This is a genomic window from Tritonibacter mobilis (genome assembly GCF_001681715.1).
GTDB classification, from domain to species: domain Bacteria; phylum Pseudomonadota; class Alphaproteobacteria; order Rhodobacterales; family Rhodobacteraceae; genus Epibacterium; species Epibacterium mobile.
Map to the genome: position 1 here is coordinate 72,488 of NZ_LNWY01000001.1, position 18,840 is coordinate 91,327.

Annotated in this window: 19 protein-coding genes; 9 read left to right on the forward strand and 10 right to left on the reverse strand. The window is 61.5% G+C overall.

Annotated features, from left to right (window positions below; genetic code table 11):
• The first annotated feature begins 100 nt into the window (after nt 1-100).
• Together UB90_RS00310 and rpe are read left to right on the forward strand one after the other, a co-directional pair.
• Nucleotides 101-874 carry an SDR family oxidoreductase gene (locus UB90_RS00310; protein ID WP_065324558.1) on the forward strand — a complete coding sequence of 258 codons (774 nt, stop codon included), beginning with the start codon at nt 101-103 and terminating at the stop codon, nt 872-874.
• A gap of 195 nt (nt 875-1,069) precedes the next feature.
• A complete protein-coding gene (gene rpe, locus UB90_RS00315; RefSeq protein WP_065323750.1) occupies nt 1,070-1,753 on the forward strand; it encodes a ribulose-phosphate 3-epimerase in 684 nt (227 codons plus the stop codon).
• Nucleotides 1,754-1,861: 108 nt separating this feature from the next.
• Here the strand turns inward: rpe and UB90_RS00320 are convergent, their stop codons facing one another.
• From UB90_RS00320 to UB90_RS00340, 6 genes are all read right to left on the reverse strand, one after another.
• Nucleotides 1,862-2,284: a PaaI family thioesterase gene (locus tag UB90_RS00320; RefSeq protein ID WP_081285497.1), complete on the reverse strand. Its 423-nt coding sequence runs from the start codon at nt 2,282-2,284 to the stop codon at nt 1,862-1,864.
• 129 nt (nt 2,285-2,413) lie between these two features.
• Nucleotides 2,414-3,646, reverse strand: coding sequence for a Tm-1-like ATP-binding domain-containing protein (locus UB90_RS00325; RefSeq protein ID WP_065324706.1), 1,233 nt, complete (start codon nt 3,644-3,646; stop codon nt 2,414-2,416).
• A 101-nt stretch (nt 3,647-3,747) separates the two neighbouring features.
• Nucleotides 3,748-5,091 (reverse strand): aldehyde dehydrogenase family protein, encoded by a 1,344-nt coding sequence (locus UB90_RS22390; protein ID WP_235859278.1) that lies wholly within the window; start codon nt 5,089-5,091, stop codon nt 3,748-3,750.
• Between the two features lie 5 nt (nt 5,092-5,096).
• Complete coding sequence (locus UB90_RS00330) at nt 5,097-6,716, reverse strand: tripartite tricarboxylate transporter permease (protein ID WP_065324559.1); 1,620 nt, start codon at nt 6,714-6,716, stop codon at nt 5,097-5,099.
• Nucleotides 6,717-6,743: 27 nt separating this feature from the next.
• Nucleotides 6,744-7,274 (reverse strand): tripartite tricarboxylate transporter TctB family protein, encoded by a 531-nt coding sequence (locus UB90_RS00335; RefSeq protein WP_065324560.1) that lies wholly within the window; start codon nt 7,272-7,274, stop codon nt 6,744-6,746.
• A gap of 97 nt (nt 7,275-7,371) precedes the next feature.
• A complete protein-coding gene (locus tag UB90_RS00340) occupies nt 7,372-8,316 on the reverse strand; it encodes a tripartite tricarboxylate transporter substrate binding protein (RefSeq protein WP_065324561.1) in 945 nt (314 codons plus the stop codon).
• A 217-nt stretch (nt 8,317-8,533) separates the two neighbouring features.
• Between UB90_RS00340 and UB90_RS00345 the strand changes: the two genes are divergently transcribed.
• Both UB90_RS00345 and UB90_RS00350 read left to right on the forward strand, forming a co-directional pair.
• Complete coding sequence (locus UB90_RS00345) at nt 8,534-9,313, forward strand: IclR family transcriptional regulator (protein ID WP_065324562.1); 780 nt, start codon at nt 8,534-8,536, stop codon at nt 9,311-9,313.
• A 29-nt stretch (nt 9,314-9,342) separates the two neighbouring features.
• Nucleotides 9,343-10,710, forward strand: coding sequence for an aspartate aminotransferase family protein (locus UB90_RS00350; protein WP_065324563.1), 1,368 nt, complete (start codon nt 9,343-9,345; stop codon nt 10,708-10,710).
• A 139-nt stretch (nt 10,711-10,849) separates the two neighbouring features.
• On the opposite strand, the gene UB90_RS00355 is transcribed toward UB90_RS00350, so the two are convergent.
• The 3 genes from UB90_RS00355 to UB90_RS00365 form a co-directional block, all read right to left on the reverse strand.
• Nucleotides 10,850-11,584: an FkbM family methyltransferase gene (locus UB90_RS00355; RefSeq protein ID WP_065324564.1), complete on the reverse strand. Its 735-nt coding sequence runs from the start codon at nt 11,582-11,584 to the stop codon at nt 10,850-10,852.
• A gap of 125 nt (nt 11,585-11,709) precedes the next feature.
• Complete coding sequence (locus UB90_RS00360; RefSeq protein WP_009176078.1) at nt 11,710-12,999, reverse strand: type I glutamate--ammonia ligase; 1,290 nt, start codon at nt 12,997-12,999, stop codon at nt 11,710-11,712.
• A gap of 168 nt (nt 13,000-13,167) precedes the next feature.
• Nucleotides 13,168-14,427 (reverse strand): cytochrome P450, encoded by a 1,260-nt coding sequence (locus UB90_RS00365; RefSeq protein ID WP_065324565.1) that lies wholly within the window; start codon nt 14,425-14,427, stop codon nt 13,168-13,170.
• A gap of 73 nt (nt 14,428-14,500) precedes the next feature.
• Between UB90_RS00365 and UB90_RS00370 the strand changes: the two genes are divergently transcribed.
• On the forward strand, nt 14,501-15,211 hold the full coding sequence (locus UB90_RS00370) for a type 1 glutamine amidotransferase (RefSeq protein WP_065324566.1): 711 nt from the start codon (nt 14,501-14,503) through the stop codon (nt 15,209-15,211).
• Here the strand turns inward: UB90_RS00370 and UB90_RS00375 are convergent.
• The gene (locus UB90_RS00375; protein WP_065324567.1) at nt 15,208-15,858 is read right to left on the reverse strand and encodes a GntR family transcriptional regulator; all 651 of its coding nucleotides are present in this window, start codon (nt 15,856-15,858) and stop codon (nt 15,208-15,210) included. The two genes, UB90_RS00370 and UB90_RS00375, sit on opposite strands and share 4 nt — an antisense overlap.
• Before the next feature lie 244 nt (nt 15,859-16,102).
• Between UB90_RS00375 and paaA the strand changes: the two genes are divergently transcribed.
• From paaA to paaD, 4 genes are all read left to right on the forward strand, one after another.
• Nucleotides 16,103-17,095, forward strand: a complete 993-nt coding sequence (paaA, locus tag UB90_RS00380; protein ID WP_065324568.1) for a 1,2-phenylacetyl-CoA epoxidase subunit PaaA — start codon at nt 16,103-16,105, stop codon at nt 17,093-17,095.
• Nucleotides 17,096-17,183: 88 nt separating this feature from the next.
• Nucleotides 17,184-17,468: a 1,2-phenylacetyl-CoA epoxidase subunit PaaB gene (gene paaB, locus UB90_RS00385; RefSeq protein WP_065324569.1), complete on the forward strand. Its 285-nt coding sequence runs from the start codon at nt 17,184-17,186 to the stop codon at nt 17,466-17,468.
• Nucleotides 17,468-18,229, forward strand: a complete 762-nt coding sequence (gene paaC / locus UB90_RS00390) for a 1,2-phenylacetyl-CoA epoxidase subunit PaaC (protein WP_065324570.1) — start codon at nt 17,468-17,470, stop codon at nt 18,227-18,229. Before paaB ends, paaC begins: the two co-directional genes overlap by 1 nt.
• Nucleotides 18,230-18,354: 125 nt before the next feature.
• Nucleotides 18,355-18,831 carry a 1,2-phenylacetyl-CoA epoxidase subunit PaaD gene (gene paaD / locus UB90_RS00395; protein WP_065324571.1) on the forward strand — a complete coding sequence of 159 codons (477 nt, stop codon included), beginning with the start codon at nt 18,355-18,357 and terminating at the stop codon, nt 18,829-18,831.
• Nucleotides 18,832-18,840 lie beyond the last annotated feature (9 nt).

The following is an 18,840-nucleotide window of genomic DNA, read 5'->3' on the forward strand; positions in this document are numbered from 1 at the left end:
CGAATTTCGCATCAAGGTCACGATGAAACAAGCATTTCGACGCGAATTCAGCAGCAATAAGATACGAGAGACTTTGACATACCGCAGGAGCCTCTCCCCGATGACCGACATGACTGGAAAAACTGTCATAATCACTGGTGCCAGCCGTGGCATCGGGGCGGCAGCGGCAGAAGCCTTTGCAGGCGCGGGCGCAAATGTGGTGCTTGCCGCGCGCAGCCAAGATGAGATCGCCGCGATTGCGGCAAATATCACCGCTGCGGGGGGCAATGCGCTGGCCTTGCGCTGTGATGTGGCCAACTGGGATGCGGTTGCAACTTTGGTGGCTCAGGCAGAAGAGGCCTTTGGACCGACCGATCTATTGATCAACAATGCAGGCCTCATCGACCCAATCGCGCGCCTTGGCGACAGCGATGTCGAAGGCTGGAACAAGGTGATCGATGTGAACGTCAAAGGCGTTTACCACGGCTTGCGCGCGGTGCTGCCGGGGATGCAGGCACGCGGCAAGGGCACCGTCATAAACATCTCATCTGGCGCGGCGACAAGCGTGCTTGAAGGCTGGAGCCACTATTGCGCCTCCAAAGCGGCGGTGCTGTCACTCACCCGCTGCGCCCATGAAGAATATGGCGCTCAGGGCCTGCGCATTATGGGGCTTAGCCCCGGTACGGTCGCAACCGCGTTGCAAACCAGCATCCGCGCATCGGGCATCAATCCGGTATCGCAGCTAGATCCCGCCGTGCACATCCCCGCCGAGTGGGTCGCAAAAGCGCTGGTCTGGTTGGCTGGTCCCGGCGGGGACGACTGGGTTGGACAGGATTTCGCCCTCAAAAGTGATGAGGCGCGGGAAAAGGTCGGGCTGCCGCCGGTCTCCGGCTGAGCGGCGCGTCCGGGCGGATGCTGGCGGGTATTATCGAGGGCACCCGTCAGCACCCGCGTCGGCGAGCAGTCATATTCGGCGTCCAGTCATATATAGAAATGCGACCCTGTGCAGCAGCACAGAGACGCGTTATATGGCGCGCAGAAACATGAGACTCATCCCGTCTCGACCATTTTGCTCCAAGGAACCCTGCTAATGTCCTTCGACCGCTCCATCAAGATCGCCCCCTCCATTCTGTCGGCGGATTTTGCCAACTTCGGCCAGGAAATTCGGGCCATCGAGGCCGAAGGCGCAGATTGGGTTCATGTGGATGTGATGGACGGGCATTTTGTACCCAACCTCACCTTTGGTCCTGCTGCGGTAAAGGCCTTTCGCCCGCATGTGAAAACCGTGATGGACGTGCACCTGATGATCGCACCGGTTGACCCTTACATTGACGCATATGCGGATGCGGGCGCAGATGTCCTTACCGCCCATGTGGAGGCCGGACCGCACATTCACCGGACCCTGCAAGCCATCCGTGGGGCAGGCATGAAGGCCGGTGTTGCCCTCAATCCCGGCACCCCCGCCGAAGCGGTGGCACATCTTCTGGACCTCACCGATCTGATCTGCGTGATGACTGTAAATCCCGGATTTGGCGGCCAAAAGTTCATCGACATGACCGCCAAGATCCGCTCTCTGCGAGAGATGATCGGTGACCGTCCAGTGCATATTGAAATCGACGGTGGCGTGGATCCGAGCACCGCACCTTTGGTGGTCGAGGCCGGAGCTGACGTTCTGGTGGCAGGCTCTGCGGTCTTCCGGGGCGGCTCTGTCGACGCACCGCAGGTTTATGGCGAAAATATCCGCAAGATCCGCGAAGCTGCCTCCACCGCTTGATCACGAAGATCGCTTTTCCATGGCGGGCGCTCTCCCGCCCGTCACGGATGCATTGATAAATGCACCCCTTCCCGTTGGGCCGGGCGCCGGGCCTTGCGGCCCGGCGTATCAGCGCGGGTTGATCCGTCGGAAGATCGCGGTCGCCGTTGCCAACAGCCGACCGTCAGCATCGTGCAACTCACCCAGCACATGAGCAGTGCTTTTGCCGCCACCGGTCGCGCGCGCAGTTGCAGCCACCCGCCCGATCTTGGTCGACGCGATGTAGGATAGGTTCAATGCAACCGTCACCAAGGCGGCACGGCCATCGGGGTCGAAATACTGCGCAGCCGTGTTGCCACAGGCCACATCCATAACGGTCGCAACCATCCCACCGTGCAAAATTCCGTGCCGGTTGAGATGCCGCGCCGCGACCTCCAGAGTGACTGTGCAGATCCCGGAGGCGTCTATTATTGTCTCATACCCCACCATGTTCTGACATCCCGGATCGGAAATCTCTCTTCCACCCACGTCATGCGTCTCAGATGTCATCATTGCCCCTTCTCGCCTGCACAGCTTGATGGCGACTGTGACCCGGACCTCACCTGAGGTCCAGCCCACTTTCCGACAGGAAAGATGGGCGCGGCGCATCCGGCCTCGATGGTCGGATGCGCCGCCCTCCCCTCAGTGCGAGATCACGCCTTCTGCAACCCAGCGATCAAAACGTGCAAGCACCGCATCGGTAAAAGCCACATCATTGATATGGCAAGGCAATTCCAGCACATCGACATTTACAGGCGATCTGCTACGCATCTCCTCGCAAAAAGCAGAAAGCCCTGCTGCGTCATGCAATTCACCGCCCGCGCGATCCCATTCATTGCACCCCGCAGTGGGCAAAAAGAACGCCACCGGGGCAGCTGCACCAGCCAGCTTCTCACATATGGATCGCGCCACCGCACGCCGTTCCTCCGCCGCCAGCATGGCCGAGGTCAACAGGCGATTATGCGCGTGACACTCCCGCCCCCGAAGCGGTGCGGGCACGCCCTGCCACCCCACAAAATCCACCAGATCGTAACAGCCCGGTGCGATCATCTGCGGGATGCCCGCGCGACCCGCATGGGTCATGCGCCCCTCACCGGCCGAAAGCCCGCCAAACAGATGATTACCCACCTCTTGCGGTGCAAAATCCATTACGGCAGCAAAGGCACCATCGCCTGCGAGGCTCTCAAACGCCCGTCCGCCCATTCCAGTGGCATGAAACACCGCCACATCAAACCCGCGCCGTTCAAGCTCCGGTTTCAGCGTCACCATGTAGCGCAGCACCGTCTTGCCAAAGGAGGTCATCCCGATCATCGGCCGCATAAACGTCGGCGCTTCTACCGCGCGGGATGCACCCAGAACCGCCCCCGCCGCCTGACTGAGCGACGCCTTGCAGATGTCATTCAATCCATAAAGTCCCCCGGCCCAGAGGATCATCTGCACATCCGCCGGAATGCGATCCGGCGGCAGCAGCGGCGAAAACGCCACGGTGGACACCACATATTTCGGCACCCCAAGCGGCAGTGCTCCGCAGAGATCCAGAGCCAGATCGGTGCCCATGGTCCCGCCCAGTACGATCACGCCGTGAATGCGCCCCTCCCGCCACAGATCGAGCGCAAGCCGGGCCGACCCTGCCCCCATGATCTGCATCGCGGTGTTCTCATCCCCGCTGTCAATGGCCGCCTGAATGGAACTGCCCGCCGCCTCGGCCACCTCGTGTTTTGACACATCCGTGGGCAGCTTTGGATCGCCCAAGACACTCACATCCATGCTGAGCACCTGACCGCCCTGCCCCCGGATCACGTCTGACAGATAGGACAGCTCATCATCCTTGGTATCCCAAGTTCCGGCCACAAGGATCGTCTTTTCACCGCTCATCTCATCCTCCCCGCAGGCGCCTCCCGCGCCCGTCTTCATCTTCTTCCAAATATCCCCGCCGGAGGCCGCGCGGTCCGGGCGCAGCCAGGGCCGCGCTTCCTTCAAAGCTGAATCCAGGCGGTTTTTAGATCGACGTATTTTTCCAGCGCATGCAGGGACTTGTCATGTCCGTTGCCGGACTGGCCAACACCGCCCAAAGGCACCGTATTATCCGCACCGCCATAGGTGTTCACATGCACCACACCGGCGCGTATGCCCGCGACACAGCGATGCGCCCGCGACAGATCCTGCGTCCAGACCCCGGCGGCGAGGCCATAGTCGGTGGCGTTCGCGAGCCGCAGAGCCTCTTCTTCCGTCTCGAACGGTGTCACCGACAGAACCGGCCCAAACACTTCGCGCTGAAACAGGCTCGCCTGCTGGGTCACGCCGGTCACGACTGTGGGGGCCATATAGGTGCCGCCAGTGTCCTGCAAAATTCGCCCGCCGCCACACAGCACCTCGCCGCCTTCGGCGATGGCGCGCTCCACATGCGCGAGGTTAGCCTCTAATTGAACCTCAGAATTCACCGCGCCGATCTGTGTGCCCAGATCCAACGGATCGCCGGCCGTCAGTGCTTTGGCATGGTCCACCACCCGCGCGACAAATTCATCATGGATCGACGCCTCCACCAGCAGGCGGGAGCCTGCGACACAGACCTGCCCGGAGTTGCGAAAGATCCCCATAGCGGAGACCTTGGCGGCATGGTCCAGATCCTTGGCATCGGCAAAAACGATGTTGGGGGACTTGCCGCCCAACTCCAGATAGCAGCGTTTGAGGTTCGAACGCGCCGAGGCCTCCAGCAACCGCCGTCCCGTCGCGCCAGAACCGGTAAAGACCATCACATCCACATCCATATGCTCCGACAGGGCGGCACCTGTCACAGCACCCGGCCCGGTCACAACATTCAGCACGCCATCCGGCAGGCCGCAGTCCGAACAAATCTCCGCCAGCCGAAGCAGCGACAGCGACGCGGTCTCGGCCGGTTTCAACACCACGGAGTTGCCCATCGCGAGCGCGGGCGCCAATTTCCACGCGCCGATCATCAGCGGGAAGTTCCATGGCACGATCGCGCCCACCACACCGACGGGCGCGCGCTGCACCAGCCCCAGCACATCCGGCGCGGTGGGGGCCACTTCGCCCGCCACCTTGTCCAGCGCCTCGGCGTAATAGCGAAAGGTCCCGGCAGCAGAGCCAGCCTCAGCCTTCAGCGCCATGTTGAACTCGGTGCCGTTGTCGCGCACGCCAAGCACCGTAAGCGCCACCGCCTCGGCCTCGATCTTATCGGCGATCCGGTGCAGTACTTTCTTGCGCGCCGCAGGCGCCAGCCCTGACCAGCGGCCATCCTCGAACGCCCGCCGCGCAGAGGCAACGGCCCGGTCGACATCCGCCGCCGTGGCCGTGGCCAATGTGGTCAGAACAGATCCGTCAATCGGCGAAGTAGTTTCGCGTGGCGTGCCCGAACCTTGCGTCCGTGCTCCTTCAAGAAAGAGGTTCTGCGGCGCAACAGGAGTGCTCCGAAGCGTGTTGATGAGGTCTTGGTTTGCCATTCGGCCTCCTTCAGCTCGCGCGCTTCCTTGCGAATGCGAAGGATATGCGTCGCCAGCACGATCAAGATGATAGTGAACAGGATGAACGCCACCGGGCGGTCAATGAAATCAAAGGGTGTTTTCACCCGCGCCATGGCGGCGCGCAGCTTCACTTCCATGATGCCACCCAGCACCATGCCGAGGATGATCGGCACCGCGGGCAGTTGTAGGCGCTTGAGGATGAAGCCAAAGAGACCAAAGCCTGCCGCAATAAAGCAATCGGTGGCGGAGTTTCGCAGGGAGTAAACGCCCACAAAGCTGAGGGTGAGGATCGCGACACCCAGAAACCGATTTGGGATACGCACCACCTGAATGAGCGATCTGGTTGCACCCAAGAGGAAGACCAGCACCAGCACATTGAGGATCAGCAGCGCCAGATAAAGTGCGACGACAAAATCCATCTGGTTCTGAAACAACCCCGGCCCTGGCACCACGTTGTGCACGTAAAAGACCGAGAGCATCATCGCCGTCAGCGCCTCACCCGGGATGCCAAGCGCCAAGAGCGGCACCATGGCGGCGGCGGGCACGGCGTTGTTGGCGGTCTCGGCGGCGATCAGCCCCTCGGAAGAGCCATTGCCAAAATCCTGCGGCCGTTTCGACGTCTTCTGCGCGTAGGTGTAGGACATGAACTGCGCAGTGAACTCGCCCACGCCGGGAATCATGCCCATCACAACGCCAAAGCCAGCCGACACGGAGGCTACACGCGGGTGGCGCGCCAGCTCGCGCAGGCCCTGAAACATGCCGCCCCGCAGCTTGGTGAGACGGATTTTCTCGTCCTCATCGGTCAGCAGCACAAAGGCCTGCGAAATCGCAAACAGCCCCAGCACCACCACGATGAGGTTGATGCCCGATCCAAGCGCATCCGTGCCAAATGTGTAGCGCTGGGTGTATTTCACCGGCTCCATGCCGATGGTGTTGAGAAAGATCCCGAGACAGGCCAGCGCCCCTGCAATCAGCGCCTGTCCGCGATGGGCCACCACTACCAGCAGCAAGCCCAGCAGCGCGGCGAGGAAGATCTCGCGCGTGCCAAACAGCGGCGCGATTTTCGCCAGCACCGGCGCAAACAGGATCAGGCAAATCACCGAGAAGATGCCGCCGAAGAAGCTCGCAGAGTACGCAAGGCTAAGGGCGCGGCGCGGCTCGCCCCGGGCGGTCATCGGGTAGCCGTCATAGGTGGTGAGCGCATTGACGGCGGTGCCGGGCGTATTGATCAGGATCGCAGGGATCGCGCCGCCATACATCGACGAGCCATATATGCCCAACAGGACCGTCAGCCCCACGATGGGATCAAGCGAGAAGGTTGCGGGCAGCAGAATCGCAATGGCGACCGCCGGGCCGACGCCGGGGATCGCCCCGATCAACACACCGCCGACGGAGCCCGCCAAAAGCGCCAGCGCCACATCCCAGCGCATCAGGATTTCAATTGCAGAGAGGATCAGGTCCATGCGCGCGCGTCTTTCTGAAACAGGGCCTTAGAGGTAGAGAATGGCAAAGCTGCGCCATGCATCCGGCAGGTATTCATAAAGCGCCGCACCGGGGATACGCACAGCCAGAACGCCCTTGAAGAACAGGACGATAAACACCGCAAACCCGGCACTGATCGCCATCATCTGCGGGCTGCGATAGCCCATCCGCCATGCCAGCAGCGGCACGAACACCAGTGTCACGGGCAGGTAGCCAATAAGCGGCACCAGCACGACATAGCCCATGAACCACAGCGTATATTCCAGTGCGGCGGCCCAGCGCAGCGCCTCACGCAAGTCCGTGCGTTCAATCCGGCGAAAGGGGAGCCGCCACAGGTGTAAAGCGGTGAACAGAACCATGCCGCCCACGCCCACTGCGGGCCAAAATCGCGGCTGGGCAAAGAAATCGGTTTTCTTCACCCATACGGTCTGCGTGCCGATCTGCGACAGGAGCAGCACCGAGAGGGTCAGGAAGGTCAGGACAAACAGAAGCTGTCCCCGGCGCGGGCCGACAAATCTGCGTTCGCGTTCGCTTTGCATGGAAGGTCTCTGGCTGGGAAGGCGGATCGTGTGGGTGCGTTCAGCGCTGAAAAATCCGCCGGGTCATATAGATGACACCGGCGGAAGGTCGGGGAGGTTACTCCAGTGTTTCGCTGATCCGGGCCATGGTCTCGATGTCGTTGGCGACTCGCGCCGCGCTTTCATCTGCGTTTTGCCAATAAACGAGCGCGCCGGTTTCAGCCGCCACAGCTTGCGCGCGCTCCGAGAAGACGGTTTCCTGCGCCACTTCGATGATCTTGTCGCGTACGTCCTGCGGCGTGTCCTTGGTCACGAACAGCCCATTCCAGAGCGCGATATCCAGATCCGGGTTCAATTCACCAATGGCAGGCGCGTCCGGCGCCAGAGGAATACGCTGGTCGGTAATGGACACCAGCACTTTGACATCATCAATGCAGGGCAGGATCAGCTGCAGCGTGGTGTTGATCACATCCGCATCGCCCGAGGCCAGCGTGTTACAATCCAGCGCATCAAAGGCCGCGTCAGATCCCCACTCAAAGCCCGCCGATTTGGCATAGGCCTTGGTCACCTGGGTCGGCGTCAGCACATCGCCAAAGTGGCCAAGCACCACATCGTTGTCCTGTGCATATTCTGCCAACTCCTCCATGGTGCTGTAAGGCGCATCGCCCGAGGTCGCGATGACAAAGGGATAGGTCAGGAAAATCCCCAGTGGGTCGAATTTTGCAGGTGTGAGCGGCGGGATGTCGATCTGATGCCCCATCACCGGCACGCCGATCACAAAGGAACCCACGGTGTAGCCATCCGCAGGCGCATTGGCGACCTCAATCGCGCCGGGGAACGGCCCACCGCCGCCGCCGGGCTTGTTCACCACCGCTGCCGCAACGCCGTATTTCTCTTGAAAATCTTCGGCGATCATACGGGTCAGTACGTCCTCAAGATCACCCGGCGGCCACGGCACAATAAAGTTCACGGGCTTTTCCGGGTAGTCCGCAAACGCGGCCCCCGCTGTCAGTGCAAGGCCGGCTGCGGCCACACATCCCTTGAGTACAGATGTCACGGTCATTGGCTGTCTCCCTGTTCGCCATTCGAGTTGCCGTTGGTCAGTTGGCGACGTTTTTCGCCGCTCGCTTGGTTGGAATCTTATTGGTTCATTATTTGAACCGTTGGTTTGAAATTAGATTGACAGCCATAGGGGATATCTGTCAACAAAAATGAAAGCGCATCGGTCGGCCGTGACTGTCTGCGCCAGAATTTCAGGCAAGCTAGGACTGCGATCACTCATGGGAACCGTCTCCAAAGCACTGACTTTGCTCACGTATTTCAACCACGGACGGTTGGAGATCGGCCTGAGCGACCTCACGCGGTTGTCAGGTATGAACAAAGCAACCGTCTACCGTTTAATGGCAGAATTGCAGAGTGCAGGATTCGTCGAACAGGTCGATGGCGCCCGATCTTATCGCCTTGGTCCGCAGGTTTTGCGCCTCGCGGCGCTGCGCGAAGCCAGCGTGCCGATTCTGTCGGCCTCGCGTCGGGTTCTGCGGGAACTCTCTGAGGAAACCGGCGAAACCACCCACCTGTCGCTCTTGCAGGGCGATCAGCTGGCATCACTCAGCCATGCATATTCGCCCCGCAATGCGACCAAGGTGATGATGGAAGATGCTGAGGTGCTGACTTTTCACGGCACCGCCTCGGGTCTGGCGGTTCTGGCCTACTCGGATGCGAGTTTTGTTGATGCAGTGCTGACACAGCCGCTGACCGCGCGCACAGCCCACACGCAAACCGACCCAGCCGCCATCCGCGCCGAGCTTCTGGAGGTCCGTCAAACGGGGCTTGCGCAATCCATTGGTGGTTTTGAGGCGGAGGTGCACTCTCACGCGGTGCCGATCTTTGGCCCTGACCGCGCCGTTCTGGGTGCCTTGGCCGTGGCTGCACCCACGTCTCGCATGACCGACGAACAAAGAACCGCCATTCCACGCGCGCTGCGTGCGGCTGGCCTTGCCCTCACCGAACGCATCGGCGGCGCTTGCCCGCCAGAGTTCCCCACCGACATCGCGGCTTGAGACGCCGCGCCGCGACAAGGAGACAAACCATGACCGCACATCAGCCCGACGCCAATTTCCTGAAAGAACACAACGCCCGGAGCCTCTGGCATCCGATGGCACACCCCGGCGATAGCCTCGCCAATCCGCCCACCATCATAACCGGCGCCTCCGGCGTTCGGATCAAGGATGTGGACGGGCATGAGGCCGTTGACGCCGTGGGCGGCCTGTGGAACGTGAACCTCGGGTTTTCCTGCCAGCCCGTAAAGGACGCCATCGCCGCACAACTGGATGTGCTGCCCTATTATTCGATATTTCGCGGCACCACCAATGATCAGGTGATCCAGCTGGCCGAGGAACTGCGGGCGTTTTTCGCGCCCGACGGCCTCAGCCGCGCGTTTTTCACCTCGGGCGGCTCAGATTCGGTGGAGACCGCCCTGCGGCTGGCGCGGCAATACCACAAGGTACGCGGGGAGCCGTCGCGGGTGAAATACCTGAGCCTGAAGAAAGGCTATCACGGCACCCATTTTGGTGGTGCTTCGGTCAACGGTAACGCCAATTTCCGCACTGCCTATGAGCCGCTGTTGGCGGGCTGCCACCACATCCCGGCGCCCTATACCTATCGCAATCCGTTTAATGAAACGGACCCGGAGCGGCTGGCGCAACTGTGCCTCTCGGCGCTGGAGGACGAGATCGCCTTTCAGGGCGCCGGCACGATTGCCGCCTTCATCATGGAGCCGATCCTGGGCGCTGGCGGCGTGATCCCACCGCATGAAAGCTTCATGCCCGGTGTCGCGGAGATCTGCCGCAAACATGGCATCTTGTTGATCGCGGATGAGGTCATCACTGCCTTTGGCCGCACCGGGTCGTGGAGCGGATCACGCCATTGGGGCGTGCAGCCGGACATGATGTGCACCGCCAAGGCGATCACCAATGGCTACTTCCCCTTTGGCGCGCTGATGATTTCTGAGCGGTTGGTCGAGGTTTTTGAAAAGGACGAGAGTGGCAAGGCCGCGATCGGCCATGGCTATACTTATTCAGGCCACCCAGTAGGAGCGGCGGCGGCGCTGGCCTGTCTGGCCGAGACCAAGCGGCTTGATGTGCCAAGCAATGCCGCTGCGCGTGGAACGCAAGTATTCAACGGCCTCAAGTCCTTGCAGGATAAATATTCTCTGATCGGCGACGTGCGTGGTGGCCACGGCTTGATGAGTGCGCTGGAACTGGTCAGTGACCGCACAACCAAGGCTGCAATTGACAAGAAGACCATCAACACCATTCAAGAGGTCGCCTATCAAAACGGTGCCATGGTGCGGGTCAGCGGGTCCAATATCATCCTGTCGCCGCCGCTGGTCCTGACGGAGGTGGATGCCGCGCAAATCCTGTCGGCACTGGACGCGGGCTTTGCTGCGGTGAGCTAACACACGCGTTCAGGCGCGACCACCTCCGGGCCCCAATGGGGCGCGGAGGCCATCAGATACCATGGCGGCCCCGAAGCCATCGGCTTCGGGGCCGCGCTTTTCGGCAGCGCCGCTGGCGCGGGGCGGTCGCGCGTGGAGTTTAGGGCGCCGCACCTTCGCGGGTGCAGGTCCAGACAGTCCGGCTGGAAACCTCATCGAGTTTTTGAAAACCGGCCTCGCGCAAGATGGTCTTGCAACGGCGCATGCCTTTAACCTCATAGGCCTCCGGGTGGAATTCGATGACGATGGCCCGGAAGGCGCTGAGGTCCATCGCTTCCAGCAATGCCAACTCGCCGCCCTCGATGTCCATCACCAGCACAGTGGGCTGAAGTTCAGCCACCACCTCGCCCATATCTGCGGTCGGGATCTCCACCACGCGCGACGGACGCCCGCCCTCGTTTAGCAGCGAAGAGCCGAGAAAGCTGTTGCGCAGGTGAAATTCCATACTGTCAGGTCGGTCCGTACCGGCAAAGAGCACCTGATTGCGCAGTTCCACCCGATCGCCAAGATCATTCATCTGGTGCAGGGCGTGGATGACGGGCACCAATTCCGGGTTGGCCTCGAACGACAAAACTTTTTCGGGCTTGGCGTTGGTTGCGATCACCGCCCCCACCACGCCAAGGCCTGCGCCAACCTCCAGCACCCGGTCGTCTTCACGTATTACATGCAGGGCGCCGGCAATTTCTTGGCCCTCGTACCGCGCCGCATTGATCCGATTGATCCGCGTTTCGGTCAAAAAGGACGACTGCGGCACCTTTACGCCAAGGCAGGTCGCTGCGACTTCCTGCGTCACCACCGGGCCCGCATCATGCGGTGCCACTTCTGTATCAGACATGTTCTGCTCGTTTCGCCTGAGTTGATTATGCCGACACTCTGACGCGGTCTTCGATGCAAAAGCAAGCGCAGGCCACAGCGGGCCTGCGCATCGACCATCATCTGTGTCCCGGTTCAGACAATCCGTCAGACAAAATGCACGTAGAAATCGCGCAAGGCGTCGCCCTCCAGATCACGGGTTTTGCGGACCTCTTTTTGTTTCATGTAGACGTGATTGGCGACAAGATCAGCGCCCACAGCCTCGGTGAGGGCCGTGTCCTTCTCCAGATCCGCCACCGCGCCCTTCAGCGTCATTGCGGTGCTTTCGCGGGTATCGGTGCGGTCAAACCCGTCGCCGGTTTCCATCGGCCCCAATTCATAGCCCTTCTCCACCCCAAGCCGTGCCGCCTGCAACAGTGCCGCCACCGTGGTGTAGGGGTTTGATGAGGCATCTGCCATCCGATGCTCCAGCCGTGCCTTGGCACCGCCCTCGGAACTGATCCGCGTGGTGACATTGCGATGATCGCCGCCCCAATTCTGCCAAAAGCCCGACAGGCTGCCGGGCTGCAACCGCATGTAGCTGTTGGCGGTGGGCGCGATCAGACCGGCCAGACCCTTGTGGTGATGCAGAAACCCGGCAAGGCAGCCGCGCGCCAGATCGTTCATGTGCTCCGGCCCGCCTTTAGGTCCGGACGAGAGCGCATTGCCCCCGGCCTCATCCGCAAATGACAGGTTCACATGCATGCCCGAGCCTCCGGCCTGCGCCACCGGTTTGGGCATGAAGGTCAGGACGATGCCATATTCCAGCGCAATCTCCCGCGCCATCAGGCGAAACAGAACGATGTCATCCACCGCCTTCACGGCATCGTCAAAGGTCAGCGTATATTCGAACTGCGGGCTGTCAAACTCGGCGGTGATCATATCAAGCGAGAAGCCCATCTCATCCGCCATCGCCCAGATCCGGTCGTTAAACCGCAACGGGTCGGCAAAAGGCCCGGTGCCATAGACCACGCCGCCCGGCGCATCATAGGGCACCAACCGGCCATAATCGTCCGGCTGCAGCGCAAAGGCCTCCAGCTCGATGCCGATTTTTGGCGAGAGCCCCTTGGCCTGCCAATCCGCCACCGCGCGTTTCAGCGCCCCCCGCGGACACAGCGTGAGCGGCGCGCCCGCATCATCATAGAGATCGCCCAACACGATCTTGGTGGAGGCATGCCAGCTGTCGCGGATCTCCTCGCCGCGCCAGCGCAGTTCCATATCCGGCAGACCCTGTTTCACCATCGACCCCGGCGCATCCAGCAGATCGCGGTCATAATGGGTGCCAAAGACAGAGCGGCAGAACCGGGTGTCATCGTCTCCGATCTTTGAATAAGGCAGGTATTTTCCGCGCATGATACTGAGATGGTCGCAGAAAAGCGCACGCAGGCGGGTTTTCATTTGGCTTCCTTTCCTGTTGGTGGCCTGCGCATCTTTGGCGTGCGTCTTGGCCCAGATTGGGTCCCAACAGAGGGCAGTGACCGACCTCGGGTGGGTGCGAAGCGCCCTCCCGTGGGGGGGAGGTCGGGCGCTGTCCGGGCGGCCGCCCGAACGGGTCTTCTGTTGAGCCTACGCGGCTTCCACCCGAACCGGCAATTCCTTGATGCCCCCGACGAAATTCGAGCGCAGGAATTTATGGGCACCGGCTGGCTCGATGGACTTGATCCGCTTGGCAAGCTCCTGAAACAGCACGGTAACCTCCAGCCGCGCCAGCCACATGCCAAGGCAGACATGCGGGCCGAACTGGCCAAAGGACAGGTGCCGGTTGGGATTGCGCATCAGGTTCACCCGGAACGGATCGTCAAAATAGCTGTCGTCGCGATTGGCCGAGGCAAACCAATAGAGCACCTTGTCGCCTTCGCGGATGGTCTTGCCGTGCATCTCAACATCCTGCGTCGCGGTGCGGCGGAAATAGAGCGCGGGCGTCGCCCAGCGGATGATCTCGTCCGCCGCCGTTTCCCAGACATCGCCGCCCGCCTGCATCTGCGCCAAAAGCTCCGGCTGGTGACACATCGCTTGAATGCCAGCCGCGATGGAGTAACGCGTGGTGTCATTGCCCGCCGCCACCAAGAGGCAGAAGAAATTGCGAAACTCGGTCTCGGTAATGACAGATCCGTCGCGGGCCGGCTGCAAGATCATGTTGAGCACGCCGGATGTGTCGCCCGCCTTCTCCTTCGCTTCCATCAACTCCTTGGCATAGACGTATAATTCCGCACCCGCAGGAGAGTTGAAGGGCATCATGCGGAATTCATCCGTGTCCATCTTGTCCAGCACATGCGAGGTGAAATCCGGATCGGTATTGGCGATCAGTGCGTCACCTTTTTCCACCAGCCACGGCAGGTCCGCGTCCGGCAGGCCCACCACGCGCCCCAGCATCCGCATCGGCAGTTGCCGGGCGATCTCCTTAGTGGCGTCAAAGGTGCCCTTTGCCAGCGCCGCGTCCAAAATTTCGGCGCAGAGGTCGCGAATATCCGCCTCGTATTGCGCCATGGTGGTCTTGGAAAACGCCTTCAGCAGTTTCATCCGCACCTGTGAATGTTCGGGCGGGTCGGTTTCCTGAAAGGTGCGCCGCGCGAGGTATTCCTCATAGGTCTGATCTTCCATACGGATGCCGCGCGCCGAGGAGAACACCTCTGTGTTCTTGTTCATCTTGGTGATGTCATCGTAGCGGGTCACCGACCAGAAATTCTGCCCGGCCGGGTAGTCTGTCCAATGCAACGGATCATCACACCGGAGGCGGGCAAAGGTGTTGTGCGGCGCACCACCGGCAAAGGCGTCATGGCTCGACAGGTCCGCGTATCCATCATCGGTCGGGGTCCAGATCGTCATGGCGGGGCTTCCTTTGGGTTGCTTCACATGTATATTATTAAGCACTGTAAATATGCATATGGGAAGCCTGAACATGCGCATTGCGATTTTGATGACCAATACGGACGACAGCGGCTTTGCACACACGCACCCGATGGATGGTGAGAAGTTCACCACTTTGGTGCAGATGGCGCGCCCCGCGTGGCGCTGTGACGTCTACGCCGTGAAGGATGGCATTTTCCCCGATGATATAGTCACTTATGACGGTGCGATGATTACCGGCAGCCCTACCTCAACACGGTCTGGCGCGTCATGGGTGACGCGTCTTCTGGCGCTGATCCGGCAGATCCATGATCGCAAGATTCCGCTTTTTGGCGCGTGTTTTGGTCATCAGGCGATTGCGCTCGCCCTGGGCGGGCGCGTCGACAATCTGCCCGGCGGCTGGGTGCATGGCCGCACCGAGAATCACCTGGTTGCGCGCCCGGAGTGGGCCGCAGAGCTGCCGGAGGTGGTCTCGATCTACGGCTCTCATGTGGAATATGTGCGCGAATTGCCGAAAGAGGCCGACCCGTTGATGACCCGCGACGGCCACAACACCGGCTTTACCCTCGGCAGCCATATCGCCACCAGCCAGCATCACCCGGAAATGACACATGCGTTTATCAGCGCGCTGACCGAAGAGCTGCGGCAGGACATGGGCCCCGAGGTCTACGCCCGCGCGCAGGAGAGCCTAAAGCAAAAGGTCGACCAGCCCGCACTGGCAGAGGCCATCGCGCGGTTTTTCGAAGCTGCGCGCGCTGCCTAGCCAAGGGCTGCGAGCAGATCCATCACCGTGACCTGATCAAACAGCACATGCGCCTGCATCGCGGCTTCGGCACCGTCGCGGTCATGCGACAGGATCAGCGTTGCGATCTCGCGATGCTCTAGCGCCGATTGCGCAATGGCACCGGGATATTGGTAGCGGGCGCGATAATAGGCCATCAGCTTGCGGGCATTGGTCTTGATCATCTCGACCAGAAACGGGTTTGCCGAGCCCAGCGCGACCGTTTCATGAAACCGCAGGTTCAACTGGTAATACCCATCGGGGTCGGCGTCGCCTTTTTGGGACGCATGTGTCTCGCAGGCTGCGACCACCGAGTGCAGCTGCTCTCGCAACACGGGCGAGATCCGCCGCGCGGCCAACCCCGCCGCCTGCCCCTCCAGCTGCGCATGCACCTCCTGGATGGCGAGGAATTCCTCCAGCGTGGGTTTGAACAGCACCGCGCCCTTGCGGGGCAGACGCCGGATCAGGCCAGAGGCTTCGAGCTGGATATAGGCCTCACGGATCGGGGTACGCGACACGGAATGTCGCGCGGCCAATGCGGCCTCGTCAATCTCCTGCCCCGGCGCCAGCCGCCCGGCGTCGATATCCTCAAGGATCGCGGCAATCAGCGTATCTGTCTGCCCGGCCATCGCTTTCTCCTGCTGCCTGCCCCCTGCTTACGGCAGTATGGTTGGATTTGGCAACGCAGCAGGCCGACCCGCGTGGGAGGTTAGCACATTGCGTTACCGTTTTTTTCTAATGTGTATTTTTGTGTTACATTTCTCTTGAGCCGAATCGAGCGCGGGCGTAGATTGATCCTGCGTCGCGCAACATGCGGCGATGCACGCCAAGTTATTCGGGCCGAGTATTGGGCCAGGACCGGAGGAGCCAGCTATGTACGCGCAAATGGTCAAATCGACCGGCACGGGACTAAAATCCGCGGACGAGATGAGCGCCGAGGAGCGCGCGTTTCAGGCCCGCATCGACGCGGGCGAAAAGATCGAGCCCAAGGACTGGATGCCCGAAGGCTATCGCAAAACGCTGATCCGCCAGATCGGTCAGCACGCCCATTCCGAAATCGTCGGCCAACTGCCGGAGGGCAACTGGATCACCCGCGCGCCAACATTGGAGCGCAAGGCGATCCTCTTGGCCAAGGTGCAGGATGAGGCCGGTCACGGGCTCTATCTCTATTGCGCCGCTGAAACGCTGGGAGTCAGCCGCGATGAGATGACCGAGATGCTCTTGGATGGGCGGATGAAGTATTCGTCGATCTTCAACTACCCGACCCTGACATGGGCCGATATGGGCGCGGTCGGCTGGCTAGTGGATGGCGCCGCGATCATGAATCAGGTGCCGTTGCAGCGCACCTCCTTTGGCCCCTATTCGCGTGCGATGATCCGCGTCTGCAAGGAAGAGAGCTTCCACCAGCGTCAGGGCTTTGACATCATGATGAAGATGGCGCAGGGCACGCCGCAGCAAAAAGCGATGGCTCAGGATGCGCTCAACCGCTTCTGGTATCCGGCGCTGATGATGTTCGGCCCCTCGGACAAGGACTCGGTCCATTCCGCGCAGTCGATGGCGTGGAAAATCAAGATGAACACCAATGACGAGCTGCGTCAGAAGTTCGTCGACCAGACCGTGCCACAGGCGGAATACCTCGGCCTGACGGTGCCGGACGAGAACCTCACGTGGAACGAAGAAAAGGGCGGCTATGACTTTTCCGAGCCCGATTGGGAGGAGTTCTTTGAGGTCATCAAAGGCAACGGCCCCTGTAACACCGACCGTCTGGCCGCACGTAACAAAGCTTGGGACGACGGGGCTTGGGTACGCGAGGGCATGATGGCCCACGCCGAGAAAAAACGCGCCCGCAAGATGGCGGCGGAATAAGCGCCCCCTTCGTTTTGACATTCCCTGCGGCAGCGCCGCGCGCCCGCAGCCTCGGGCGCGCCCTGTCTCAGCACCGAAAGGACCAAACATGAAAACCGAATGGCCCCTCTGGGAAATCTTCATCCGCGGCCAGCATGGCCTCAGCCACCGTCACGTCGGCAGCCTGCACGCGCCCGATGCGGAAATGGCGATCAAAAACGCCCGCGACGTCTACACCCGCCGCAACGAAGGCGTGTCGATCTGGGTGGTCGAGGCTGCGGCCATCACCGCCTCCTCGCCCTCCGACAAGGGGCCGATGTATGAGCCGTCGGAGAGCAAGGTCTACCGCCACCCGTCCTTCTACGACATCCCCGATGACGTGGGAGCGATGTGATGGCGCGGGAGGCTGCTTTTTACGAATTCCTGCTTCGGATGGGGGACAATACCCTGATCCTCGGCCACCGGGTCAGCGAATGGTGCGGCCATGCTCCGGTGCTGGAGGAGGACATCGCCCTTGCCAATACCGCGCTGGATCTGATCGGCCAGACCCAGATGTGGCTCGGCCTCGCGGCTGAGGTGCAGGGGGCGGGCAAAACCGCCGATGACCTTGCCTTCCTGCGCGACGCTTGGGACTTTCGCAACCTGCTGCTGGTCGAGATGCCGAATGGCGATTTTGGCCAGACCCTGATGCGGCAATTCCTGTTCGACGCTTGGCATGTGCTGCAACTACGCGCCCTGACCGCCTCCTCCGACGCGCGTGTGGCCGCGATTGCTGCCAAGTCGGTGAAGGAAGCGACCTACCATCTGGAGCGCTCTGCCGAGACCGTGGTGGGCCTTGGCGACGGCACCGCGGAAAGCCACGCCCGGATGCAGGCGGCGCTTGATTACCTTTACCCCTATGTGGGCGAAATGTTCCTGAGCGACGCGGTGGATGCCGCGCTGGTAGAGGCCGGAATTGCCCCTGATCCCGCGAGTTTGCGCGCGGACTACGATGATACACTCGCCCGTGTCTTGGGCGAGGCGACGCTGACGCTCCCCGAGGCGCGCCGCGCCCGTGGCGGTGGCCGCGATGGCAAGATGCACACCGAACACCTCGGGCATCTGCTGACCACCATGCAGTGGATGCAGCGCGCCTATCCGGGCGCGACGTGGTGATGCTGCTGAGGGCAGATCCCGTCCGCGGGTGGGGGTGTAGCCCCCGCCCGTCAAACCGCAGGTTTGCCTTCGGCAAAACGGGGCGGACGGGGGCTGCCCGGCCTTCGTCCGGGCAAGGTGCTTAAATGGCAAATACAACATCCAACCAACCCTCCGTCGCGCAGATCTGGGAATGGCTCGATGCGGTGCCTGATCCGGAAATTCCGGTGATCTCCCTCGTCGATCTCGGCATCGTGCGCGATGTTGAGTGGAGCGACGACGGGCTGATCGTCACCCTGACGCCGACCTATTCGGGCTGCCCGGCGACGTCGATCATTCGGCTGGATGTGGAAACCGCGCTGGCCTCTCACGGGGTTGAGCGCGTAGAGATCAAGACCCAGATCGCGCCGCCCTGGACCACCGACTGGCTCTCGGAGAAAGGCCGCGCCCGGCTGGAGGAATACGGCATCGCGCCCCCCTCCCCCGCTGGCGGCCCCGACCACTGCCCTCGCTGCGGCAGTCCCGATGTGACCCGCGTGAGCCAGTTCGGCTCCACTCCGTGCAAGGCCCATTGGCGCTGCAACAGCTGCCTGGAACCTTTCGACTATTTCAAGTGTATCTGAGGAGGCTCG